We start from the raw sequence: 20,591 nt of genomic DNA on the forward strand, positions 1-20,591 counted from the left end.
ATTGGCCAGTAATGGATTTTCCTCAGTAGGGACGCTATGCACCAAGCAATCACCACTGCGCAATTTATTTATGATCTGATCGGGCGTCGAAGCCCGCTCAATGTCATTTTGTCGGCGATAAGTACAATGGTTGAAGAGCAGTTTCCCGATGCCATGGTGTCGGTGATGCTCTATTCGGCGCAGACTCGAACGCTGACCTTGGTCGCCGGTGATGCTTTCAGCCAGAACTATCGGCAAGCAATGCGCGACATACCAATTGGTCCGGAGGTGGGTTCTTGCGGAGCCGCATATCTTCGCGAGATTGTGGTGTGTGAAGACCTATTAACCGATAGCCGCTGGGTAAGTTTTATTGACCTGGTGAAGTCGGAGAAAATCGCAGCCTGCTGGTCAGCACCGATCATTTCCCCCTCTGGTGAACTACTGGGAACCTTCGCCACCTATTACCGACACTGTAAATCGCCAGAATTGTCCGAAATCACCCTTATCCGCAAAGCGGCCGGCCTTGCCGCCCTTGCGATAGAGCACCATGCGGAAAGGGATCGCAGAGTGTCGAGTGAACAGCGTTACCGGTCTCTGTTCAGCCAGCACCCTGATTGTGTCTTTGAGATTGGCCTTGATGGCCGCTTTGTGGACTGTAATCCGGCAGCGGAAGTCATCTCCGGTTATGGTCGCGACCAATTGATCGGAGAGCATTTCAGTAAGGTGTTGTTACCCGAGTTTTACGACGTCGCTAATGAAGCGCTGATTTTGATGGCTGGAGGTGAGTCCCATAGTTACGAAATCGCTGGTTTGAACGCGTCAGGCGAAGCCATATTCGTAGACGTCATTAACCTGCCTATCGTCGTTGATGGCGACGTTAGGGGCGGTTATGGCATTGCTCGGGACATCAGCGAACGTAAAAAAGCTGAAGATCGTATGCGGTTGCTTGAACGCGGCATTGAGGCAAGTCCGAACGGCGTTGTGATGCTAGACGCGAGCGTGCAGGACTATCCAATGGTTTATGTGAACCCGGCATTCACTGAAATGTCAGGCTATCAGCCCGAGGAAGCTATCGGGAAGGGTTATTTGGTGCTCTTTGGAAGAGGCACTGCGCCGGAAGCGTTGCGCTTGATTCGGTCAGCGTTGGAGCATCAGGAAGAGTGTGAAATTACGCTTCTGTCCTACCGGAAAAATGGTTCCACCTTCTGGAAAAAACTGACAATAACCCCGGTCTACGATGGCCGTGGAGAGTGCACTCACTACATTGCGGCCCAGCAGGACGTTACGCGTCAACTGAAAAGTGAAGAGCTTCTTGACTATCAGGCTCGCCACGACCCTGTTACCGGATTGCCAAACCATCGGCTGTTTGAGGCGCACCTCAGTCAGGTATTTGTCCGTGCGCGCGGCAAGACCAGCGACATGGTGCTGTTGTATGTCGACCTTGACGATTTCAAGTCGCTGAACGAAAGTCTTGGCCGCCAGGTGGGGGATTTGTTGTTGGCGGTAGTCGCCGATCGCCTGCGCAATTTGTTAGCCAATGATGATGTGCTCACCCGTTTGGCAGCAGACGAATTTGTTATCATGCGGCCGGCCTTGCAAGCTGAGGCTGAAGTGAAGATGCTTGCCAGCCAAATGTTGACTTGCCTTGCGGAAGCCTATGACATAAAAGGCCAGCGCTTGAGTATCAGCGCCAGTATTGGCATTGCGTCAGATGACGGTTCAGTTGAGCAGCCAAAAGAACTCTTGGACAACGCCGCTCTGGCAGTGCGCGAAGCCAAACGCCAGGGCGGCAATACCTTTTGTTGGAACCATGGTGCAGCTTCTACCGCCGGCACCGAACAGGTGATTATGCGGTGTGAATTGATGGAAGCCATCGAAGCCCGGCAGTTTGTGGTGTATTACCAGCCTCTGGTGGAAGCTAAAACCGGCCGTTTGCGCAGCGCGGAAGCGTTGGTGCGTTGGAATCATCCGGTTCGCGGACTGTTGCTACCCGGGGCCTTTATTTCGTTGGCGGAACAGACCGGGCAAATTGTTGCTATCGGCCGCTGGGTATTGCATCAGGCGTGCATGGATATGGCTCAGCGCTGGCGCCAAACGGGCCAGGCGGTGTCGATTGCGGTCAATATTTCGCCCTTACAGTTTCGTCGGCCAGAGTTCATCGATGACGTGCTCGCCGTGCTTGAAGCCAGCGGGCTACCGCCGGAATTGCTGGAGCTGGAAGTGACGGAGGGCGTGCTGCTTTCCGGTATCGATAAGGCGATCTCCATGCTCGAGAGTCTTCGTGACCTGGGAGTTCAGGTGGCTATTGATGATTTTGGTACTGGCTTTTCCAGCCTGAGCTACTTGCGCCAGCTACCCATTACCAAGGTAAAGCTGGACCGCAGTTTTATCATCGATGTCACAACCGATCGTGGCAGTGCTGCGATTGTACAAGGGGTGATTACCATGGCGCACCATCTTGGCCTTTTGGTAGTGGCCGAAGGCATAGAAACGGTTGAGCAGCAAAAGTACTTGGCGGCCAGTGATTGCGATTTGCTACAGGGTTTTTTGTATTCCAGACCCGTGCCGTTGGGCCAGTTTGCTCTGGGGCTGGAATACTGATTCGCTAAAAGTACGTTACTGGTCGGGGGTGTCTGCCGTCTGGTTTAGCAGCTCGGGTTTTTTTAGCGCCCGTGCCAGCAGCTCCCGCTCTTGCGCCAATACCAGCGCACATTGCTCAGCCATCTGCTCGCCGATGCCTTCTACCCTGCGCTCCAGAAATACCCGCAATTCGTCAGAAAACTCCAGCATTTTGTCGCGTTCATCTGCTTCCTTTTTAGAAGTGAACAGCAGATTGTTGGGATCAGCCATTGCTTTCTCCTTGCCATCACGGTCGCTGAAGTAAAGCGCTTGTACGCCCATATACGTCTCCTTGCCGGGTGTTTAAGCCGGTATCGACTGTTTTAAAATGAAAAAACCTGACCAACGCAAATGCACCGATCAGTGCGCGAGGCAGCTTAGCACTGTTTATATATACAGTTCTAGTGGCGCAGGCTGCGTCAGACGGTATATTGGTGTTAATGTTTCGCCTTTAATTTCACCAATCAGGCCATCACTATGCCAAGGTTCCTTCATACCGCCGACTGGCAAATAGGGCGCTATTTCAATCGTTTTGATACCGATAACAGCAGTGCACTGGCTGATGCGCGCTATGGCGCTATCGAGCGCCTGGCGCAACTGGCGGTGGAGCATAACTGCGATGCCGTGTTGGTGGCCGGCGACGTTTTTGATGCGCAAGCCGTGTCTGACCGCTGCATCCGCCGCACATTTAATGCGACCTCGGGTTTTAAAGGGCCTTGGGTAATGCTGCCGGGCAACCACGACGCAGCGCTGGCCGAAAGCGTGTGGACCCGCGCCCGGCGAATCAACGCGGTGCCAAACAACGTGCACCTTGCACTACAAAGCGGCGTTATAGAGTTACCACAGCAGAAAATTGCGGTATTGGCGGCGCCTTTGACCCAGCGCCACACCTACGATGATTTGACCGCGCCCTTTGATTCAATCAGCACCCCGCCGCAATGGCTGCGGGTGGGCCTGGCCCACGGCAGTGTGCAAGGTGTGTTGGCGGAAGACATTGATGCCACCAATCCGATTGCGGCCGATCGCAGCGCAAGCGCCGCGCTGGATTACTTGGCGTTGGGTGATTGGCACGGCCTGAAACAGATCAATGAGAGAACCTGGTACAGCGGTACCCCGGAGCCTGAGCGCTTCCGTAATAATCAGCCGGGTTTTGCACTGTTGGTGACCGTGTCCGAACCTGGCGCTCTGCCTGAGGTGGAAGCACTCGAAACGGCACGCTATCAATGGCATCAATGGCAAGAAAAGTTGGTGGTAGAGACCGATATTGATGTGTTGCTGAAGCGTCTTGACGAGCTACCGGAAAGTTCCGTTTTGGATCTTAAGCTGGAAGGTAGCATCACCCTGGCGGGTGAGCAGCGTCTGGCGGATGCTTTGTCCCGCGCTGAGGCGCGTTATCGCAGCGTTACCTATGATCGCTCACGTTTGTTGCTGGCGCCCACGGAGGAAGATCTGGCAGGATTGCAGGCCAGCGGCTACGTTGGTGATGTGCTTGAACAGCTGCAAACCCGTCAGAGTGGTGCCGAAGCGCAGACTGCCCGCGATGCCCTGGCCATACTCGCTAACCTGTTACTTGAAGCCCGCAAGGAGAAGCATCCATGAAACTTGAAAGTGTGCGGGTGGAACAGTTTAAACAGTTTAAAAAACCTTTTTTATTGAATGGTTTGAGTAACGGTATTAATGTTATTTCCGGGCCAAATGAGGCAGGTAAAAGCACGCTGGTGCGGGCAATCCGGGCGGCATTTTTTGAGCGCCATCGCTCCAAGTCGGCCGAAGATTTGCGGCCTTGGGGTGATTCATCTGCAGCACCCGCCATCGAATTGGTGTTTCATCATAATGGTCAGAACTGGCAGTTGAACAAGAGCTTTCTGCAGCGTAAACGCTGTGACCTGTCGATACAGGGCACCACTTATAGTGGTGAGGAGGCAGAAGAAAAGCTGGCGCAGCTGTTGGGTTATCAGTTCCCCAAAAAAGGCGCGAGTAAAGAAGAGCACTGGGGTATCCCGGGGCTACTCTGGGTAGAACAGGGCGGTGGGCAGAATATTGAACAGGCCGTTGTGCATGCGGGTGATCATTTGCAATCGGCGCTGAACAGCCTGGTATCGGAAGTTGTCAGTGAGGGTGGTGATGGGTTGATTCACACCGTACGCCAGCAGCTTGGCGAACTGTTGACCGCAGGCGGCGCACCCAGAGGTGAATACAAACAATTGCTGGCCGACGAGCTGCACGGGCAGCAAGAGCTTGACGTGTTCGAAGGCCGCATAGATCAGTATCAAAATCAGGTAGACCGGCTTGCCAAAGTGGCGCGGGAATTTCACAAGATTGACCGTGAGCAACCTTGGATAAAGGTGCGTCAGGCTCTTGCTGAGGCCCAAGAGTGTTACCGACATATTGAGTCGTTACAGGGCCAGCAGCAAGCGTTGAACCAGGCTTTGATCTCGGTACAACAACGAGCGGCACTTTTACAGCGCAACAAACAGCAGGTACAGGCAGATGGCAAACAATTGCAGCAGCGCGAGCAGGAGCACAACACGGCGCAGCAGGCACTGAATGACGTACAAGCGTCCGCAGCCGGTTTGCATGCTGCTTTAGAACAGTGCCAGAGCCAGTATCGCGATGCGCTGGAGGTAGAACGTCAGGCCGGACTGTTGGAAACTCGGCAGCGACTGGAGCATAGCAGTGTCAGAGCAAAAACGCAGTTGCAGCAGTTGTCTGAGCGCAAATCACGGGCGGTAGAGTTACAGCAGGCCCTGGGCGAGAGCCGTAAGCTGACGGCACGGCATCAAATCAGCATAGCCGCCGTCGATCAGTTGCGCACAACTCAACGCCAGCTGGACGATACACGCCTGCGTTCCCAGGCAATTGCCACGCGAATTGAATGGCAACTGGAGGCTGGTCAACAGATCGAGTTGGGCCAGGATACGTTGCCGCATCAGGGCGAACAATTGTTACTGAGCAGCACGCGCCTGCGCATTGCGGGTGTTGGCGAGTTTACAATTACCCCGGGTGGCGATGATTTGGCCCGCTGTCAGCGCCAGCTGGAACAGTTGCAGTTGGGCTTGGGTGAGCAGTTACTGACTCTGGGTGTTGCAGACCTGGCGGCGGCAGAACAGACGCTGGTCGCTCAGGAGCGTGCGCAAGCGGATGTGCATCGATTGCTGGAATTATTGCAGTCGTTGGTGCCCGAGGGTCTGGCAAGTCTGGACAGCGACTATCAGGCCTTGAGCGCGGAGCTTGAGCGTAACTACGCAGAAAAAAAAGCTTTGGCGCCCGCTACGACATTGGCTCAAGGCTTGCCGGCTCAGGCTCAGGCGCAAGATCTGCGCAGTCACGCTGAAAATCGGTTATCAGCAGCAGAGAAACGCTTCAGCGAACACGAAAAAGCGCTTTTGGCCGCATCCCATCGGTACCAGAACGCCGATCACGAGTGGCGCACGTTGCGCACGAGTCTGAACAGTGAGCAACGCCAGCAGGAAGTGATACAGTTAAATAGCGATTTGACCGCAGTTGAGCAGGAGCAGGCGCGGCAACAGGAGCGTTTGACGCAGATGCTGGCTCAAATCGCCGCGGCGCGGCCAGAATTAGTGCAGCAGGATATTCAGCGCCTGGGAGCCAGCGCGGATCAGCTTGAGCAGGCTCAGCGAGGGCGCGAGCTTGAGTTGAAGGAGCTGCGGGCACGATTGGAGATCTGGGGTGCCGAAGGTCTGGAGGGGCAGCGTGGTCGTTGCCAGGCCGAACTGGAGCAAAACCGGCGCCGTTGCCAGCAACTGCAGCGCCGGGCAGAAGCGCTGCAGTTGCTGTTCGAGCTATTAACGGAAAAGCGCCAGGCGTTGACTCAGCGCTTGCAGGCGCCTTTACAAAGGCACCTGAATCATTACGTTACGGTGTTGTTTCCCGACGCTCAGCTGGAGGTAGACAGCCAATTGCTCCCGGGCCGTTTCACCCGCAACGGGGAAACCGGTCAGATGGCCGAACTCAGTTTTGGCGCCCGAGAGCAGATGGGGCTTATCAGCCGTTTGGCCTACGCCGATTTATTGAAAGAAGCCGGCAAGCCGACGTTAATCATTCTGGATGATTCGCTGGTACACAGCGATAGCGGTCGCTTGGACAGCATGAAACGAATTCTGTTTGACGCGGCGCAGCGCCATCAAATCTTGTTGTTTACCTGCCACCCGGATAACTGGCAGGACATGGGTTCAGAGACAATTAATCTGGAAGTGCTAAAGGCCAGGGCAGCGCTTTAACGATCCAAACGCGGGGGTCCTGATGGTTATGTTGAAAATTTTCGCGTACGGCTGTTGACCCCGGATAAAACATCCGTATAATGCGGATCCGTTGTCAGGCAACAACTTACGACAACATTAGCGGGAATAGCTCAGTTGGTAGAGCGCAACCTTGCCAAGGTTGAGGTCGCGAGTTCGAATCTCGTTTCCCGCTCCAAATTTGAAAACCCGGTCTTGTAAAAGACCGGGTTTTTTTATGTTCGTTTTAACCACAGGGGCAAACACAAGGGTAATAGCGTTAGCGCTCGGCTATACTCTTGCGTCTTCTTTCATGCTGTCGGCCCGGAGACTTTCATGCGTGTGCATTCGCTGTTTCTGTATCCGGTCAAATCCCTTGCGGGTATTGCCGTGGACTCTTTTGAACTGGACCAATTTGGCCCGGCCGGCGACCGGCGCTGGATGCTGGTTGACGACGAATGTCAGTTTGTAACCCAGCGTACAGTGCCACAGCTGGCATTGGTTCAGCCTTCGCTGGGTGCCGATGGCGGGGTTTCTATTACCCTACCAGGGCAACCGCTTATTGCGCTGCAAGCCAGTGGTGAGAGCCTGTCTGTGCGAGTATGGCGCGATTGGGTTCAGGGCCAGGTGGGTTGTGATGCGGCCAATGGTGCCGTCAGTCGCTTTTGTGGGCTGTCTTTGCGCTTCGTATTCATGCCTCATAGCAGTTTTCGCCAAGTGCAGACCAATCTGGCAACAGAACGCCGGCGTGTTAGCTTTGCTGATGGCTATCCGTTGCTGGTTACCAATACGGCGTCACTGGTGGAGCTGAATGAACGCTTGGCGGTTTCGGTGGACATGCGTCATTTTCGCCCTAATATTGTGGTTGATGGCGCCGCTGCCTGGTCGGAAGACAGCTGGCAGGCCGTTACCATAGGCGAGGGCAGTTACCGGGTGCTTAAACCCTGTTCTCGCTGTGTGATGACCACTGTTAACCCAGATACCGGGGAAAAAGCCGCCTCGGTCCAACCATTGCGGACGCTTGCGACCTATCGCCGCACCGCTGACGGCATCATGTTCGGAATGAACGCGATTCACGACTCGCCTTGCCGGCTGAGCGTGGGTGACTGCGTTATCGTGAATCAATCGGAGTAATAAACTACGTGCCTTTGTTAACGCTGGACGGGGTTTCCCTGTCGTTTGGAATGCAGCCGCTGTTAGATAATGCCTCATTGGTGATGGAGGCCGGTGAGCGGGTGTGCCTGTTGGGTCGCAACGGCGAGGGTAAGTCTACCCTGCTGAAAATCGTCAACGATGAAGTAACGCCAGACGGCGGCATCGTTCGCTTGGAAGACGGCGCGGTGTTGGCGGTGTTGCCACAGAATTTGCCCTCTGGCGATATCCGCACCGCCTACGATGTGGTTGCTGGCGCTTTTCCTGAAACTGGCGCATTGCTCATTGAGTTCCACCATCTGACCCAACAGACAGACGAAAAGAGCCTGAATCAAATGATGAAGGTGCAGGAGCGTCTGGAGGCTTTAGACGGCTGGCGCCTGGATCAAAAAGTCACCAGCATGCTGGCGCAGTACGGGGTAGATCCCGATCGCACGCTGGATACTCTGTCGGGTGGCTGGCAGCGCCGGGTTCTGCTGGCGCGGTCGCTGGTGGCCGAGCCGGATATTCTGCTTTTGGACGAGCCTACCAACCACCTGGACGTGCCCGCTATTGCCTGGCTGGAAGATGCTCTGACCCAGTTCCGTGGTGCCATCCTGTTTGTGAGCCACGACCGTGCGTTTATTCGCCGAATGGCCACTCGGGTGGTGGAGCTGGATCGCGGTCAGTTGGTCAGCTTTGCTGCCACTTACGACCACTATCTGGATTTGAAAGAAAAAGCGTTGGAAGAAGAGGAGCGTCACGCAGCCTTGTTTGATAAGCGCCTGAAGCAGGAAGAAACCTGGATTCGCCAGGGCATCAAAGCTCGCCGTACGCGCAATATGGGCCGGGTGAGGGCACTTAAAGCGATGCGGGAAGAGCATCGCCAGCGCCGGGTGCGCGGTGGCACGGCCACTTTTGCGGTGGAAGACGCCGCTCGCTCCGGTAAGCTGGTGGCCGAAGCCCTGGGCGCCGGTTTTGCTTACCCGGGCCACCCTGCGGTTATGCGTGACATGAACCTGACCATTTTGCGCGGTGACAAAATTGGCTTGGTGGGTGAAAACGGCACCGGCAAAACCACGTTGGTGCGCCTGCTGCTGGGCGACCTGAAAGCCACTGAAGGCAGTATTCGCCGCGGCACAAACCTGGAAGTGGCCTATTTCGACCAGCTGCGGGGCGAACTGGATTTAACTCGAAACGCGATTGATAATCTGTCGGAAGGTCGTGAATTTATTGATATTAATGGTCAGAGCAAACATGTTATGGGGTATCTGCAGGACTTCCTGTTTACCCCGGAGCGGGCACGGTCGCCTGTCAGTGTGTTCTCTGGTGGCGAACGCGCCCGCTTACTGCTTGCCAAACTGTTCAGTAAGCCAGCCAACGTGCTGGTGCTGGACGAGCCCACCAACGATCTGGATGTTGAAACTCTGGAACTGTTGGAAGAGCAACTGTCGGAGTTTCGCGGCACGGTGATTGTGATTAGCCACGATAGGGAATTCCTAGACAACGTGGTCACCGAAACGCTGTTTCTGGACGGTACTGGGCAAGTGCACGAGTTTGTCGGGGGCTATACCGACTGGCGCCGCCAGGGTGGCCAATTTCCAGCCGAAAAAAACGGCAGCCGGCCCGATCGGCAGCGTGACAAGCAGCAAAAGCCGGAAAGCAAGAGCAAGAGCAAGCCAGCTGCGCAGTCCGGGACAAAGCCGACAGCGGTAAAAATCAGTTATAAATTGAAACTGGAGTTGGAGCAGCTGCCGAAGACCATTGAGCGCCTGGAGCAGGAGCAAAAGCAGCTGCAAGGCTTCATCGGTTCAGCGGACTTCTACGCTAATTCTGCGCAAAAAGTTGATGAGACTCTGGCCCGTCTGACGGCGGTGGGAGCAGAGCTGGAGACCGCAATGGACCGTTGGATGGAACTGGAGGAAATGACCGGGAAATGAGTCCGGCGATTTTCTAGCTGATGGCTTGCCGGCGTTTTGCCGGCAAGCCATCAGCAAATCACGGCCAGTCTTAAAAAATACGTACGGCCAGCACATCGCACTCAGTGCCGTGCAGTACTCCGTTTGCGGTAGAGCCGAGCAACAATTGAAAGCCTTTACGGCCATGACTGCCGACAACCACCAAGTCAATGGCGTGCTCTTTTACCAAGCGGTGTACTTCAGACTCAGGGCGGCCAACGGTCACCACCTGATTTTTCTCGGTAATGCCGTATTCTTCACCGTACTTGGTCAGCTGCTCGCGGGCAGCCTTGTCGAGCTGGTCCTGTAATTCGGTCAAGTCCATCGGAATATCGCCACCATAGGCGTAACCCACAGGCTCGACCACGTGTGCCAGGATAAGTTCAGCGCCTTGGCTAGTAGCCATCTCTTTTGCTTTGTTCAGGACTTGTGGCGCTTCTTCAGTTAAATCAATGGCAACCAGCAACTTCTTGTAAACAGGCATGGCTCTATTACTCCGTGTGTTGCGAATGTCAGAACTGTTAATTACAGGATAGTATGGTTAAGCTCGGCGGAAAAGGGGCTAGGCTACGTTAGGTTTTTTTAGCAGAGTTCTTGGCTGCATTGAAGCCTTGACATATTTTGTTCAGAGTAAGCATGTGCAGTAACAATCGAAGTTGCTTGCGATGGGTCACGTTCAGAAAGAAATTGACAAACGGACAGTTTTTTCTCATCGTGTGGCCTCGATATTCAAACAGATGTATGAATTTGAATTGAAGATCGGGTAGCGGCCGCAGTGGTTAAAGGTTCGCTGCATCTGCAGTCGGAATCTTGCAAGTGAATGTGCAAGCACTCCGGCGCACAAAACAGTTCCAATCACAGACTGGAGATCAGTTGATGATTTACGAAGGTAAAGCCATCACGGTTAAAGAGATCGAAGGCGGAATCGCCCAGTTGAACTTTGACTTGCAAGGCGAGTCTGTCAACAAATTCAACCGCCTTACCCTAGAAGAACTCCGTAATGCGACAAACATACTGACGTCACGGACGGATCTTAAGGGTCTTGTTGTTACCAGTTCCAAAGACAGCTTTATTGTTGGCGCAGACATCACCGAATTTAAAGATTTGTTTTCCGGCCCGGAAGACGAACTGGTGGCCAACAACTTAGGCGCCAATGAAATTTTTAGTGCCATTGAAGACCTGCCATTTCCCACGGTTACCGCCATAAACGGTATTGCGTTGGGCGGCGGTTTTGAAATGTGCCTCGCCACCGATTACCGTGTTATGGCACCAAAAGCCAAAGTGGGCCTACCGGAAACCAAGTTGGGTATCTTTCCGGGCTTTGGCGGCACCGTACGCCTGTCACGCCTGGTTGGCGTCGATAACGCGGTTGAGTGGATCTGCGGTGCGACCGAAAATCGCGCAGACGTTGCTCTCAAGGTGGGTGCGGTCGATGCGATTGTTGAACCGGATAAGCTGGTTGACGCTGCGCTGAGCATTATTCACCAGGTGAATAACGGCAAGCTCGACAATTTGGCGCGCCGTGAAGAAAAGAAAGGCAAAATAAAGCTGAATGTCATGGAAAGCATGATGGCATTCGAGATTTCAAAAGCTTTTGTAGGCGCCAAGGCCGGGAAAAACTACCCGGCGCCGGTTGAAGCGATCAAGGTGATGCAGAAGCACGCCGGTATGACTCGCGACAAAGCTATTGAGGTAGAAGCCAAGGGCTTCGCCAAAATGGCGAAAACGGAGGTTTCTGCAAGTCTGATCGGTCTTTTTCTGAATGACCAAGAACTCAAGCACAAGGCGAAACGCTGGGCCAAAGACGCTGCCGATGTAAAACTAGCAGCGGTCCTGGGTGCAGGCATTATGGGTGGCGGCGTGGCGTATCAGTCCGCGCTCAAAGGCACGCCTATCATCATGAAAGACATCAATCCCGAAGGCATCGCCCTGGGCCTGAAAGAAGCCAAGAAGCTTCTGCTCAAGCGCATTGATAAGGGACGCATGAAACCGGATCAGATGGCGGACGTGCTGAACAGCATCACCCCGGCGCTAAATTATGGCGATTTCAAGAACGTAGATTTGGTTGTTGAAGCAGTTGTTGAGAATCCGAAAGTAAAAGATGCTGTTCTGCGCGAAGTTGAAGGTCAGGTTCGTGAAGACGCCATTCTGACGTCTAACACCTCGACCATCTCTATTGACCTGTTGGCAAAAAATCTCAAACGCCCGGAAAACTTCTGTGGCATGCACTTCTTTAATCCAGTGCACATGATGCCTCTGGTCGAGGTTATCCGCGGTAAGAAAACCAGCGATCGTGCCATTGCGACTGCCGTGGCTTATGCCACTGCCATGGGTAAAACGCCCATAGTGGTTAACGATTGCCCGGGCTTTCTGGTCAACCGGGTGCTGTTCCCGTACTTCGGTGGCTTTATCGGACTGGTACGTGACGGCGCCGACTTTCAGAAAGTCGACAAGGTGATGGAAAAGTTTGGCTGGCCCATGGGCCCGGCGTATCTGCTCGATGTGGTTGGCATGGACACCGGCAAACACGCTGGCGCAGTTATGGCTGAAGGCTTTCCTGATCGTATGAAGCACGAAGGCACCACCGCCATCGACGTAATGTTTGATAACAAGCGTTACGGCCAAAAAAATGAGAAGGGCTTCTACCGCTACGAGCTGGACCGCAAGGGCAAACAGCAAAAAGTAGTCGACGAAGAATCCTATAAACTGCTGAAGCCGGTTGTTCAGGGTGATAAAGAGTTTGAAGACGATGAAATCATCGCACGGATGATGATCCCGCTGTGTCTGGAAACCGTTCGTTGTCTGGAAGACGGCATTGTAGAAAGCCCGGCTGACGCCGATATGGGCTTGATCTACGGTATTGGCTTCCCTCCGTTCCGCGGTGGCGCACTGCGCTATATCGACCAGATTGGCTTGGACAAATTTGTGGAGCTGGCTGACAAATACGCAGATCTTGGGCCGCTGTATCAGCCTACTGACAAGCTGCGTGAAATGGCAAAAAACGGCCAGACCTTCTTTGCTTAACCCTGAACGAGATTTCCGAACGGAGAAAGATCTATGAGCCTTAATCCGAGAGACGTTGTCGTCATCGATTGCGTGCGGACTCCGATGGGCCGCGCCAAAAACGGCTGTTTCCGCAATGTACGTGCAGAAACCCTGTCGGCAACCCTGATCGACGCACTGTTCGAGCGCAATCCCAAGCTCGATCCGAAAGAAGTAGAAGATGTAATCTGGGGCTGTGTGAACCAGACCCGCGAGCAGGGCTTTAATGTGGCACGCAACATTTCCTTGTTGACAAAAGTGCCCCACGAAGCCGGTGCCCAGACGGTTAACCGTCTGTGTGGTTCGGCCATGAGTGCGATTCACACCGCGGCCCAAGCGATCATGACTGGCAACGGTGACATGTTCGTGGTGGGTGGTGTAGAGCACATGGGTCACATTAGTATGACCGATGGGTTTGATCACAACCCAGCGGCGTCTAAGTACACGGCCAAAGCCTCCAACATGATGGGTCTGACGGCAGAAATGTTGGCCAAGATGCACGGCATCACCCGTCAGCAACAGGACGAATTCGGAGCGCGTTCTCATCGCTTGGCGCAGGAAGCCACCGATGAGGGCCGTTTCAAGAATGAAATCGTCCCTATAGAAGGGCACGATGAGAACGGTTTTAAAGTGTTGATTGAGCACGACGAAACCATTCGTCCGGAAACTACCGCTGAGTCATTGGGCCAATTGCGCCCGGCGTTTGATCCGAAAAACGGCACAGTAACCGCCGGTACGTCGTCACAGCTCACCGACGGTGCAGCGGCGATGGTGTTGATGTCAGCTGAACGTGCCCAAGCCCTTGGCCTTAAGCCTATGGCGCGGATAGTGAGTATGGCGGTAGCGGGCGTTGACCCTGCTATTATGGGCTATGGTCCGGTACCTGCGACCAAGAAAGCGCTCAAGCGTGCCGGCCTGAAAATCGAAGACATCGATTTTTGGGAGCTGAACGAGGCCTTTGCCGGGCAGTCATTGCCGGTGTTGAAAGATCTTAAGCTGATGGGTGTCGTGGATCAGAAAGTGAATCTTAACGGCGGTGCTATTGCACTTGGCCATCCGCTAGGCTGCTCTGGTGCGCGCATTTCAACCACGCTGTTGAATATTATGCAGGCCAACGGCGGTAAATATGGTGTATCCACCATGTGTATCGGCTTGGGCCAGGGTATAACGACGGTGTGGGAGCGGCTGTGATTCCCTGCGGAACCTAGCTGACGTTTAACAACAAGGCCCGGCATCTAGCCGGGCCTTGTTGTTTCTCCGAATGAAAAAAAGCTGGATGGAAAACAAAGAATGGGTTGTCTTGCTATTCTTGACCCTGTAAAACAGTGAACTTATTCATGTCAGCGGCAGGGTCTTATTTATAGCCGACTGATTTTACAGCGAGTTTGCGGTTTGCTGCACAACTGACCGATTTATCGCCAAGGATACAGATCTCCGATATGGGTAAAAGTCTCGTAATTGTCGAGTCGCCAGCGAAGGCGAAGACCATCAATAAGTATCTGGGGGACGACTTCATTGTTAAGTCGTCCGTCGGGCACATTCGTGATCTTCCGGTTAGCGGCAGCGGGTCCACCAGTGACCCCAAAGAGCGTGCCCGCCAAGCCGCTGTCACGCGTAAATTGAGCCCTGAAGATAAGGTGGTGCACAAGAAGCGTAAAGCGCGTGAACAGCTGGTCGCCCGCATGGGTATAGACCCGGATCAAGACTGGAGCGCGCGCTATGAAATTTTGCCGGGTAAAGAAAAGGTCGTTAATGAGCTGAAACGCCTGGCCAAGTCTGCCGATCACATTTATCTGGCAACGGATTTGGACCGCGAAGGTGAGGCCATTGCCTGGCATCTTCAGCAGACCATTGGCGGCGAGCCGGAAAAATACCGGCGCGTTGTTTTTAACGAAATTACTAAACGTGCTATTCAGGGCGCCTTCGAAAACCCAGGCAAGCTGGACACCGATATGGTGCATGCCCAGCAGGCACGGCGTTTCCTGGATCGGGTAGTCGGTTACATGGTGTCGCCGCTGCTTTGGGCCAAGTTGGCCCGAGGCTTGTCCGCCGGCCGTGTGCAATCGGTTGCGGTAAAGCTGATTGTTGAACGTGAACGGGAAATTCGTAAGTTTGTGCCGGAAGAGTACTGGCAGCTGTTTGCAGGCCTCGCAACCCTAAGCGCCAAGCAGCCGGTGCGTTTTGAAGTGACCCGCTACAACGACAAACCCTATCGCCCGGTTAACGAAAGCCAGAGCAACGACCACGTCACGCGGTTAAACGCGGGCAAGTTTGCGGTGACCAAGCGGGAAGACAAGCCTACCCGTTCGCGCCCGGGTGCTCCTTTCATAACGTCGACGTTGCAGCAGGCTGCCAGTAACCGCTTGGGCTTTAGTGTTAAGAAAACCATGATGCTGGCTCAGCGTTTGTACGAAGCCGGATTTATCACCTACATGCGTACAGACTCCACCAACCTGAGCCAGGATGCAGTTAACAGCAGCCGTGAGTACGTAGAGTCGACCTTTGGCAAAGAATACCTGCCGGACAGCCCGCGCATCTATGGCAGCAAGCAAGGCGCTCAGGAGGCTCACGAGGCTATTCGCCCGACTGAAGCTACTCGTAAGGCGGTTGCTATTACCGGTATCGAAAAAGACGCCGAGAAGCTTTACGACATCATTTGGCGCCAGTTTATCGCTTGCCAAATGGCCGACGCCGAATTTCTCAGCACGTCTATCGTCGTCTCCAACGGCGATTACGAGCTGCGCACCCGTGGCCGCATCAGCAAGTTTGAAGGCTTTTTGAAAGTGGCGCCCCAGGCGTCGAAAAAAGATGAAGATTTAGCACTGCCAGATATCCGTGTTGGCGAGAGCCTCGGCTTGGACAAGCTCGAACCTACCCAGCATTTTACCAAGCCGTCACCGCGCTTCACTGAAGCGAGCCTGGTTAAAGAGCTCGAAAAGCAGGGTATTGGCCGGCCGTCTACTTACGCCTCAATCATTTCGACCATTCAAGATCGTGGTTACGTGCGCCTGCAGAACCGTCGCTTTTACGCTGAAAAAATGGGCGAAATTGTGACTGAAAGGCTGTGTGAATCCTTCGGTAACCTGATGGATTACAATTTTACTGCACAAATGGAAGGTGATCTGGACCATGTTGCGGAAGGCAATGTGGAATGGAAAAAAGTATTAAATGATTTTTATGGCCGTTTCCGGCAACAACTGGAGGTGGCTGAAGCGGATGACGACGACGGCGGCATGCGGCCTAACGAGCCTACGGAAACAGATATTCCGTGTCCTACGTGTGGTCGAAATATGCAAATTCGCGTGGCCAGCACCGGTGTTTTTCTGGGTTGCTCGGGCTACTCGCTACCGCCGAAAGAGCGCTGTAAAACCACCATTAACCTGGTGACCGGTGACGAAGTGGTCAGTGCTGAAGAAGACGTGGAAGGTGAGGGCGAAAGCCGCCTGTTACGGATGAAGCGTCGCTGCCCCAAGTGCAGCACGGCCATGGACAGCTACCTGGTAGACGAAACCCGTAAGCTTCACGTGTGTGGCAATAATCCGGATTGCTCCGGTTATGAAGTCGAACAGGGCAGTTTCCGTATTAAGGGTTACGATGGCCCAACGTTGGACTGCGATAAGTGCGGCAGCGAAATGCAGCTGAAAACCGGTCGTTTCGGTAAGTATTTTGGCTGCACCAACGATGAGTGCAAAAACACCCGTAAGTTGCTGAAAAGTGGTGAGCCTGCACCGCCAAAGATGGATCCGGTGGCGATGCCGGAGTTGCAGTGCCAGAAAGTGGATGACACCTATGTGTTGCGCGATGGCGCGTCTGGCATGTTCCTGGCAGCCAGCAAGTTTCCCAAGAATCGGGAAACCCGTCCGCCGCTGGTACTGGAAATTAAACCCCATCGCGATGAGATTGATCCCAAGCACAACTACTTGATGGAAGCACCAGAGCGCGATACTGAGGGTAATCCGTCGGTGATCCGCTACAGCCGGAAAACCAAAGAGCAGTATGTAATGTCAGAAAAAGATGGCAAAGCGACTGGTTGGTCGGCTTGGTACGTGAGCGGTAAGTGGCAGCCTAAACAGAAGTGAATGCGGCGGACTGAGTCTGAAGTGATGGGCGGGTGAAAACCCGCCCATCACTGTTTGTGACGACGAAAAAGCTCGACTACTGAACTTAGGCGCTTTACTTTTTCGGGCGCAAACGCTTTATCAGCGACGACGTATCCCAGCGCTCGCCACCCATCTGCTGCACATCTCCGTAGAACTGGTCCACCAGTGCCGCTACCGGCAGACGAGCGCCGTTTTTGCGTGCCTCTTCCAGACAGATGGCCAAATCTTTACGCATCCAGTTCACCGCGAAACCGTGTTCGAATTCACCAGCAATCATGGTGGCGGACCGGTTTTCCATTTGCCAGGACTGGGCTGCTCCCTTAGAGATCACTTCAACAACTTTACTGGCATCCAGGCCAGCCTGTTCGGCAAAGTGCAGGGCTTCTGACAACCCCTGAACCAAACCCGCAATGGCAATCTGGTTGACCATTTTTGTCTTTTGACCCGCGCCAGCTGGCCCCATAAGATTCAGAGCTTTAGCGTAGGTGCTTAACACCGGTTCTGCTGTTGTAAAGTCGCTGCTGCTGCCACCGCACATGACGGTCAGTTGGCCCTTTTCGGCGCCTTGCTGTCCGCCAGACACGGGGGCATCCATAAAGCCCAGTTGGCGCTGTGCGGCTAGTTCGGCCAAGCGTTCGGCAGCCACGGCCGAGGCGGTAGTGTGGTCAATCAGCAGTGTTCCCTGGGCGGCATTAGCAAGAATGCCGGCGTCACCTTCATACACTGCCAGTAAATCATCGTCGTTGCCCACGCAGGTAAGAACGATGGTACTGCCTCGCACTGCCTCGGCGATGCTGGCGCAGGCTTTGCCGTTATAGTCTTTTGCCCACTGCTGACTTTTGCTGCTGGTACGATTCCACACTTGGACATCGTAGCCAGCCGCTGCCAAATGCCCGGCCATGGGATAGCCCATAACGCCAAGGCCAATAAAGCTCACGATTGTCATGATTTGCTCCTCAAAATTAGTACAAAACAAAAAAACCGCTAGAATTAGCGGTTTTTCTGATATTTGATCAGGATGTTTGCATCACTGAATCAATCTTTCGGGTAATCGCGTTTGGGCGAACCCGTGTAAAGCTGGCGCGGACGACCAATTCGGTAATTACCGCTAACCATTTCGTTCCAATGAGAGAACCAGCCGATGGTGCGCGACAGGGCAAAAACAACGGTGAACATGGACGTCGGAATGCCAATCGCCTTGAGGATCAGGCCAGAGTAAAAATCTACGTTCGGGTAAAGCTTACGCTCGACAAAGTACTCGTCTTCGAGGGCGATTTTTTCCAGGCGCCGCGCAATGCGCAGCAGTGGATCGTTTTCGAGGCCCAGCTCGCTTAGTACTTCATGAGCGGTTTCGGCCATGACCTTGGCCCGGGGATCAAAGTTTTTGTAGACCCGGTGGCCAAAACCCATCAGGCGGAACGGGTCGTTTTTGTCTTTGGCTCTTGCAATGAAAGCTTCAATGTTCGCTTCTTCGCCAATTTCGGCCAGCATAGCCAGGACCGCTTCGTTGGCGCCGCCGTGAGCAGGCCCCCAGAGTGCTGCGATGCCAGAAGCCATACACGCATAAGGGTTGGCGCCGGTAGAGCCTGCCAGACGCACGGTAGACGTGGATGCGTTCTGTTCGTGGTCAGCGTGCAGGATGAAGATTTTGTCCATTGCGTTGGCCAGGACCGGATTTGGCTTGTATTCCTCGCATGGGGTGGCAAACATCATCTGCAAAAAGTTTTCGGCGTAAGACAAGTCGTTACGCGGGTAAATAAAGGGTTGGCCCACGCTGTACTTGTAACACCAAGCTGCAATGGTGGGCATTTTCGCGATCAGGCGGTGGCCGGTAATTTCGCGCTGGTGCTCATCGGTTACGTCCATCTGGTCGTGATAGAACGCCGATAAAGCGCCCACGACGCCGCACATAATGGCCATTGGGTGCGCGTCACGACGAAAGCCGTTAAAGAAATTGCGCATTTGGTCATGCAGCATGGTGTGGTTTTTGATGGTTTCGTGAAAGGCTTTGTTTTCTTCGGCAGTGGGGAGTTCCCCGTGCAGCAGCAGCCAACAGAGCTCTAGGTAGTCAGAGTGTTCTGCCAGCTGCTCGATCGGATAGCCGCGGTGCAAGAGCACGCCCTTGTCGCCATCAATAAAAGTGATGGCGGACTCGCAAGCCGCTGTAGATACAAAGCCGGGATCGTAAGTGAACACGCCTTGCTGAACCAGGCTCCGTACATCAATAACGTCTGGGCCGACGGTGCCGGAGTAAACCGGTAGCTCAAGGGACTTATTGCCCACTGTTAGCGTGGCTTTCCTGTCGGTCATGGTGCTCTCCTGTTTAAAAGCGTGTCAGATTTTAAGAATGCGCGAGTGAGACGCGTATTATCGCAAAACTGGCGGCAAAATATAGTCTGATCACTTTCTTTGTCAACAAAAGGCTACGCAAAAACGAAAAATGTTCCATAACGTCAATGAGTAAATGCCAGTATTAGTCATGACGCTAGCAGGGATTTGCTGTCAATAAGCCTTTTGTCTTCATATACATTCGTTTACTGGCAGTGATTTACGTCAATTGCAGGTTTGTAATTAATTAGCGTACTCCTTATAATCTGTATCCCGTAATTGGGGGGTTTAGCCGACAGTGGCGCCTTTCCCCAAAGCAACTTTGCCAGCGCGCAACGAGCTGCCGGGAAAAATCCCTTCATACCCTGAGCCAATCGTGTGCCAGCCTCGTATGTGCACACTGATCCGTACAAATCAATCATCTGCGTCCGGCTAGCCGGCTCCGCGGCAACAATAGAGAGTGTGAGAGCGCTGTGAATAGTAAACGACCAGTAAATCTCGATCTCGGCAAGTTTCATTTTCCTTTGCCAGCCATTGTTTCCATATTGCACCGCATCAGCGGCATCATCATTTTTGTCGGTGTAGCGTTCATGCTTTATGGTCTGGATCTTTCCCTGTCTGGGGAAGAAGGGTATGGCCATGTTAGTGAATTGCTGAGCGGCTTCTTCGCCAAGCTGATTATCTGGGGCATTTTATCTGCCCTGCTATATCACCTGGTGGCAGGTACCAAGCACTTGCTGATGGACATGGGTATTGGTGAAGAGTTGGCAAGTGGCCTTTTGGCTGCCAAAGCGGCTCTGGCCATCGCCATAATTCTGATTGTACTGGCAGGAGTTTGGATATGGGCAATGTAAGTAGTGTAACCAATCTCGGCCGAAGCGGTGTTGCAGACTGGCTAATGCAGCGAGTTTCAGCGTATATCCTTGCACTGTATACAGCGGTTCTTCTTGTGTTCATTATCGCCAATCCCGGCTTGGGCTACGATGCCTGGGCAGGCCTGTTTAGCCAGACTTGGATGCGTATTTTTACGCTGATGGCTCTGTTTTCGATTGGCGCACACGCTTGGGTTGGTTTGTGGACAGTAACAACTGACTATATGAAATCAGCCCTGCCGCGTTTTCTGGTGCAGGCCGCGTGCGGTCTGACCATGTTCGTGTATGTGGTTTGGGGTATTCAGATCCTGTGGGGGTTTTAAT

At 53.7% G+C, this 20,591-nt stretch carries 14 protein-coding genes and 1 tRNA gene; 11 read left to right on the forward strand and 4 right to left on the reverse strand.

Annotated features, from left to right (window positions below):
• The first annotated feature begins 36 nt into the window (after positions 1–36).
• A complete protein-coding gene (locus tag MRBBS_RS08145) occupies positions 37–2,580 on the forward strand; it encodes an EAL domain-containing protein (protein WP_014870984.1) in 2,544 nt (847 codons plus the stop codon).
• 15 nt (positions 2,581–2,595) lie between these two features.
• Here MRBBS_RS08145 and MRBBS_RS08150 read toward each other — a convergent pair whose 3' ends face one another.
• Positions 2,596–2,880, reverse strand: a complete 285-nt coding sequence (locus tag MRBBS_RS08150) for a YebG family protein (protein ID WP_014870985.1) — start codon at positions 2,878–2,880, stop codon at positions 2,596–2,598.
• A 195-nt stretch (positions 2,881–3,075) separates the two neighbouring features.
• Between MRBBS_RS08150 and MRBBS_RS08155 the strand changes: the two genes are divergently transcribed.
• The 5 genes from MRBBS_RS08155 (at position 3,076) to MRBBS_RS08175 (ending at position 9,907) form a co-directional block, all read left to right on the forward strand.
• Positions 3,076–4,197: a metallophosphoesterase family protein gene (locus tag MRBBS_RS08155; protein WP_014870987.1), complete on the forward strand. Its 1,122-nt coding sequence runs from the start codon at positions 3,076–3,078 to the stop codon at positions 4,195–4,197.
• Complete coding sequence (locus tag MRBBS_RS08160; protein ID WP_014870988.1) at positions 4,194–6,839, forward strand: AAA family ATPase; 2,646 nt, start codon at positions 4,194–4,196, stop codon at positions 6,837–6,839. Before MRBBS_RS08155 ends, MRBBS_RS08160 begins: the two co-directional genes overlap by 4 nt.
• A gap of 120 nt (positions 6,840–6,959) precedes the next feature.
• Positions 6,960–7,035: transfer RNA gene (locus MRBBS_RS08165), tRNA-Gly, on the forward strand.
• 137 nt (positions 7,036–7,172) lie between these two features.
• Entirely contained in the window at positions 7,173–7,970 is a 798-nt protein-coding gene (locus MRBBS_RS08170; protein ID WP_014870989.1) for an MOSC domain-containing protein, read from the forward strand.
• Between the two features lie 8 nt (positions 7,971–7,978).
• Positions 7,979–9,907, forward strand: a complete 1,929-nt coding sequence (locus MRBBS_RS08175) for an ATP-binding cassette domain-containing protein (protein ID WP_014870990.1) — start codon at positions 7,979–7,981, stop codon at positions 9,905–9,907.
• 70 nt (positions 9,908–9,977) lie between these two features.
• Here MRBBS_RS08175 and MRBBS_RS08180 read toward each other — a convergent pair whose 3' ends face one another.
• Positions 9,978–10,409, reverse strand: a complete 432-nt coding sequence (locus MRBBS_RS08180; protein WP_014870991.1) for a universal stress protein — start codon at positions 10,407–10,409, stop codon at positions 9,978–9,980.
• Positions 10,410–10,801: 392 nt separating this feature from the next.
• Between MRBBS_RS08180 and fadB the strand changes: the two genes are divergently transcribed.
• The 3 genes from fadB (at position 10,802) to topA (ending at position 17,046) form a co-directional block, all read left to right on the forward strand.
• Positions 10,802–12,949, forward strand: coding sequence for a fatty acid oxidation complex subunit alpha FadB (gene fadB / locus MRBBS_RS08185; protein ID WP_014870993.1), 2,148 nt, complete (start codon positions 10,802–10,804; stop codon positions 12,947–12,949).
• Positions 12,950–12,982: 33 nt separating this feature from the next.
• Positions 12,983–14,158: an acetyl-CoA C-acyltransferase FadA gene (gene fadA, locus MRBBS_RS08190; protein ID WP_041635169.1), complete on the forward strand. Its 1,176-nt coding sequence runs from the start codon at positions 12,983–12,985 to the stop codon at positions 14,156–14,158.
• Positions 14,159–14,406: 248 nt separating this feature from the next.
• Positions 14,407–17,046, forward strand: coding sequence for a type I DNA topoisomerase (topA, locus tag MRBBS_RS08195; RefSeq protein WP_014870995.1), 2,640 nt, complete (start codon positions 14,407–14,409; stop codon positions 17,044–17,046).
• A 94-nt stretch (positions 17,047–17,140) separates the two neighbouring features.
• On the opposite strand, the gene MRBBS_RS08200 is transcribed toward topA, so the two are convergent.
• Together MRBBS_RS08200 and gltA are read right to left on the reverse strand one after the other, a co-directional pair.
• Positions 17,141–18,013 (reverse strand): NAD(P)-dependent oxidoreductase, encoded by an 873-nt coding sequence (locus MRBBS_RS08200; protein ID WP_014870996.1) that lies wholly within the window; start codon positions 18,011–18,013, stop codon positions 17,141–17,143.
• An 89-nt stretch (positions 18,014–18,102) separates the two neighbouring features.
• Positions 18,103–19,377 carry a citrate synthase gene (gene gltA, locus MRBBS_RS08205; RefSeq protein WP_014870997.1) on the reverse strand — a complete coding sequence of 425 codons (1,275 nt, stop codon included), beginning with the start codon at positions 19,375–19,377 and terminating at the stop codon, positions 18,103–18,105.
• Between the two features lie 491 nt (positions 19,378–19,868).
• On the opposite strand from gltA, the gene sdhC reads away from it, so the two are divergent.
• Both sdhC and sdhD read left to right on the forward strand, forming a co-directional pair.
• Positions 19,869–20,249 carry a succinate dehydrogenase, cytochrome b556 subunit gene (gene sdhC, locus MRBBS_RS08210; protein ID WP_014870998.1) on the forward strand — a complete coding sequence of 127 codons (381 nt, stop codon included), beginning with the start codon at positions 19,869–19,871 and terminating at the stop codon, positions 20,247–20,249.
• Positions 20,237–20,590, forward strand: a complete 354-nt coding sequence (sdhD, locus tag MRBBS_RS08215) for a succinate dehydrogenase, hydrophobic membrane anchor protein (protein WP_041635170.1) — start codon at positions 20,237–20,239, stop codon at positions 20,588–20,590. Before sdhC ends, sdhD begins: the two co-directional genes overlap by 13 nt.
• The last annotated feature ends 1 nt before the right edge of the window (position 20,591 follow it).

Source organism: Marinobacter sp. BSs20148 (assembly GCF_000283275.1).
Classification (GTDB): Bacteria; Pseudomonadota; Gammaproteobacteria; order Pseudomonadales; family Oleiphilaceae; genus Marinobacter; species Marinobacter psychrophilus.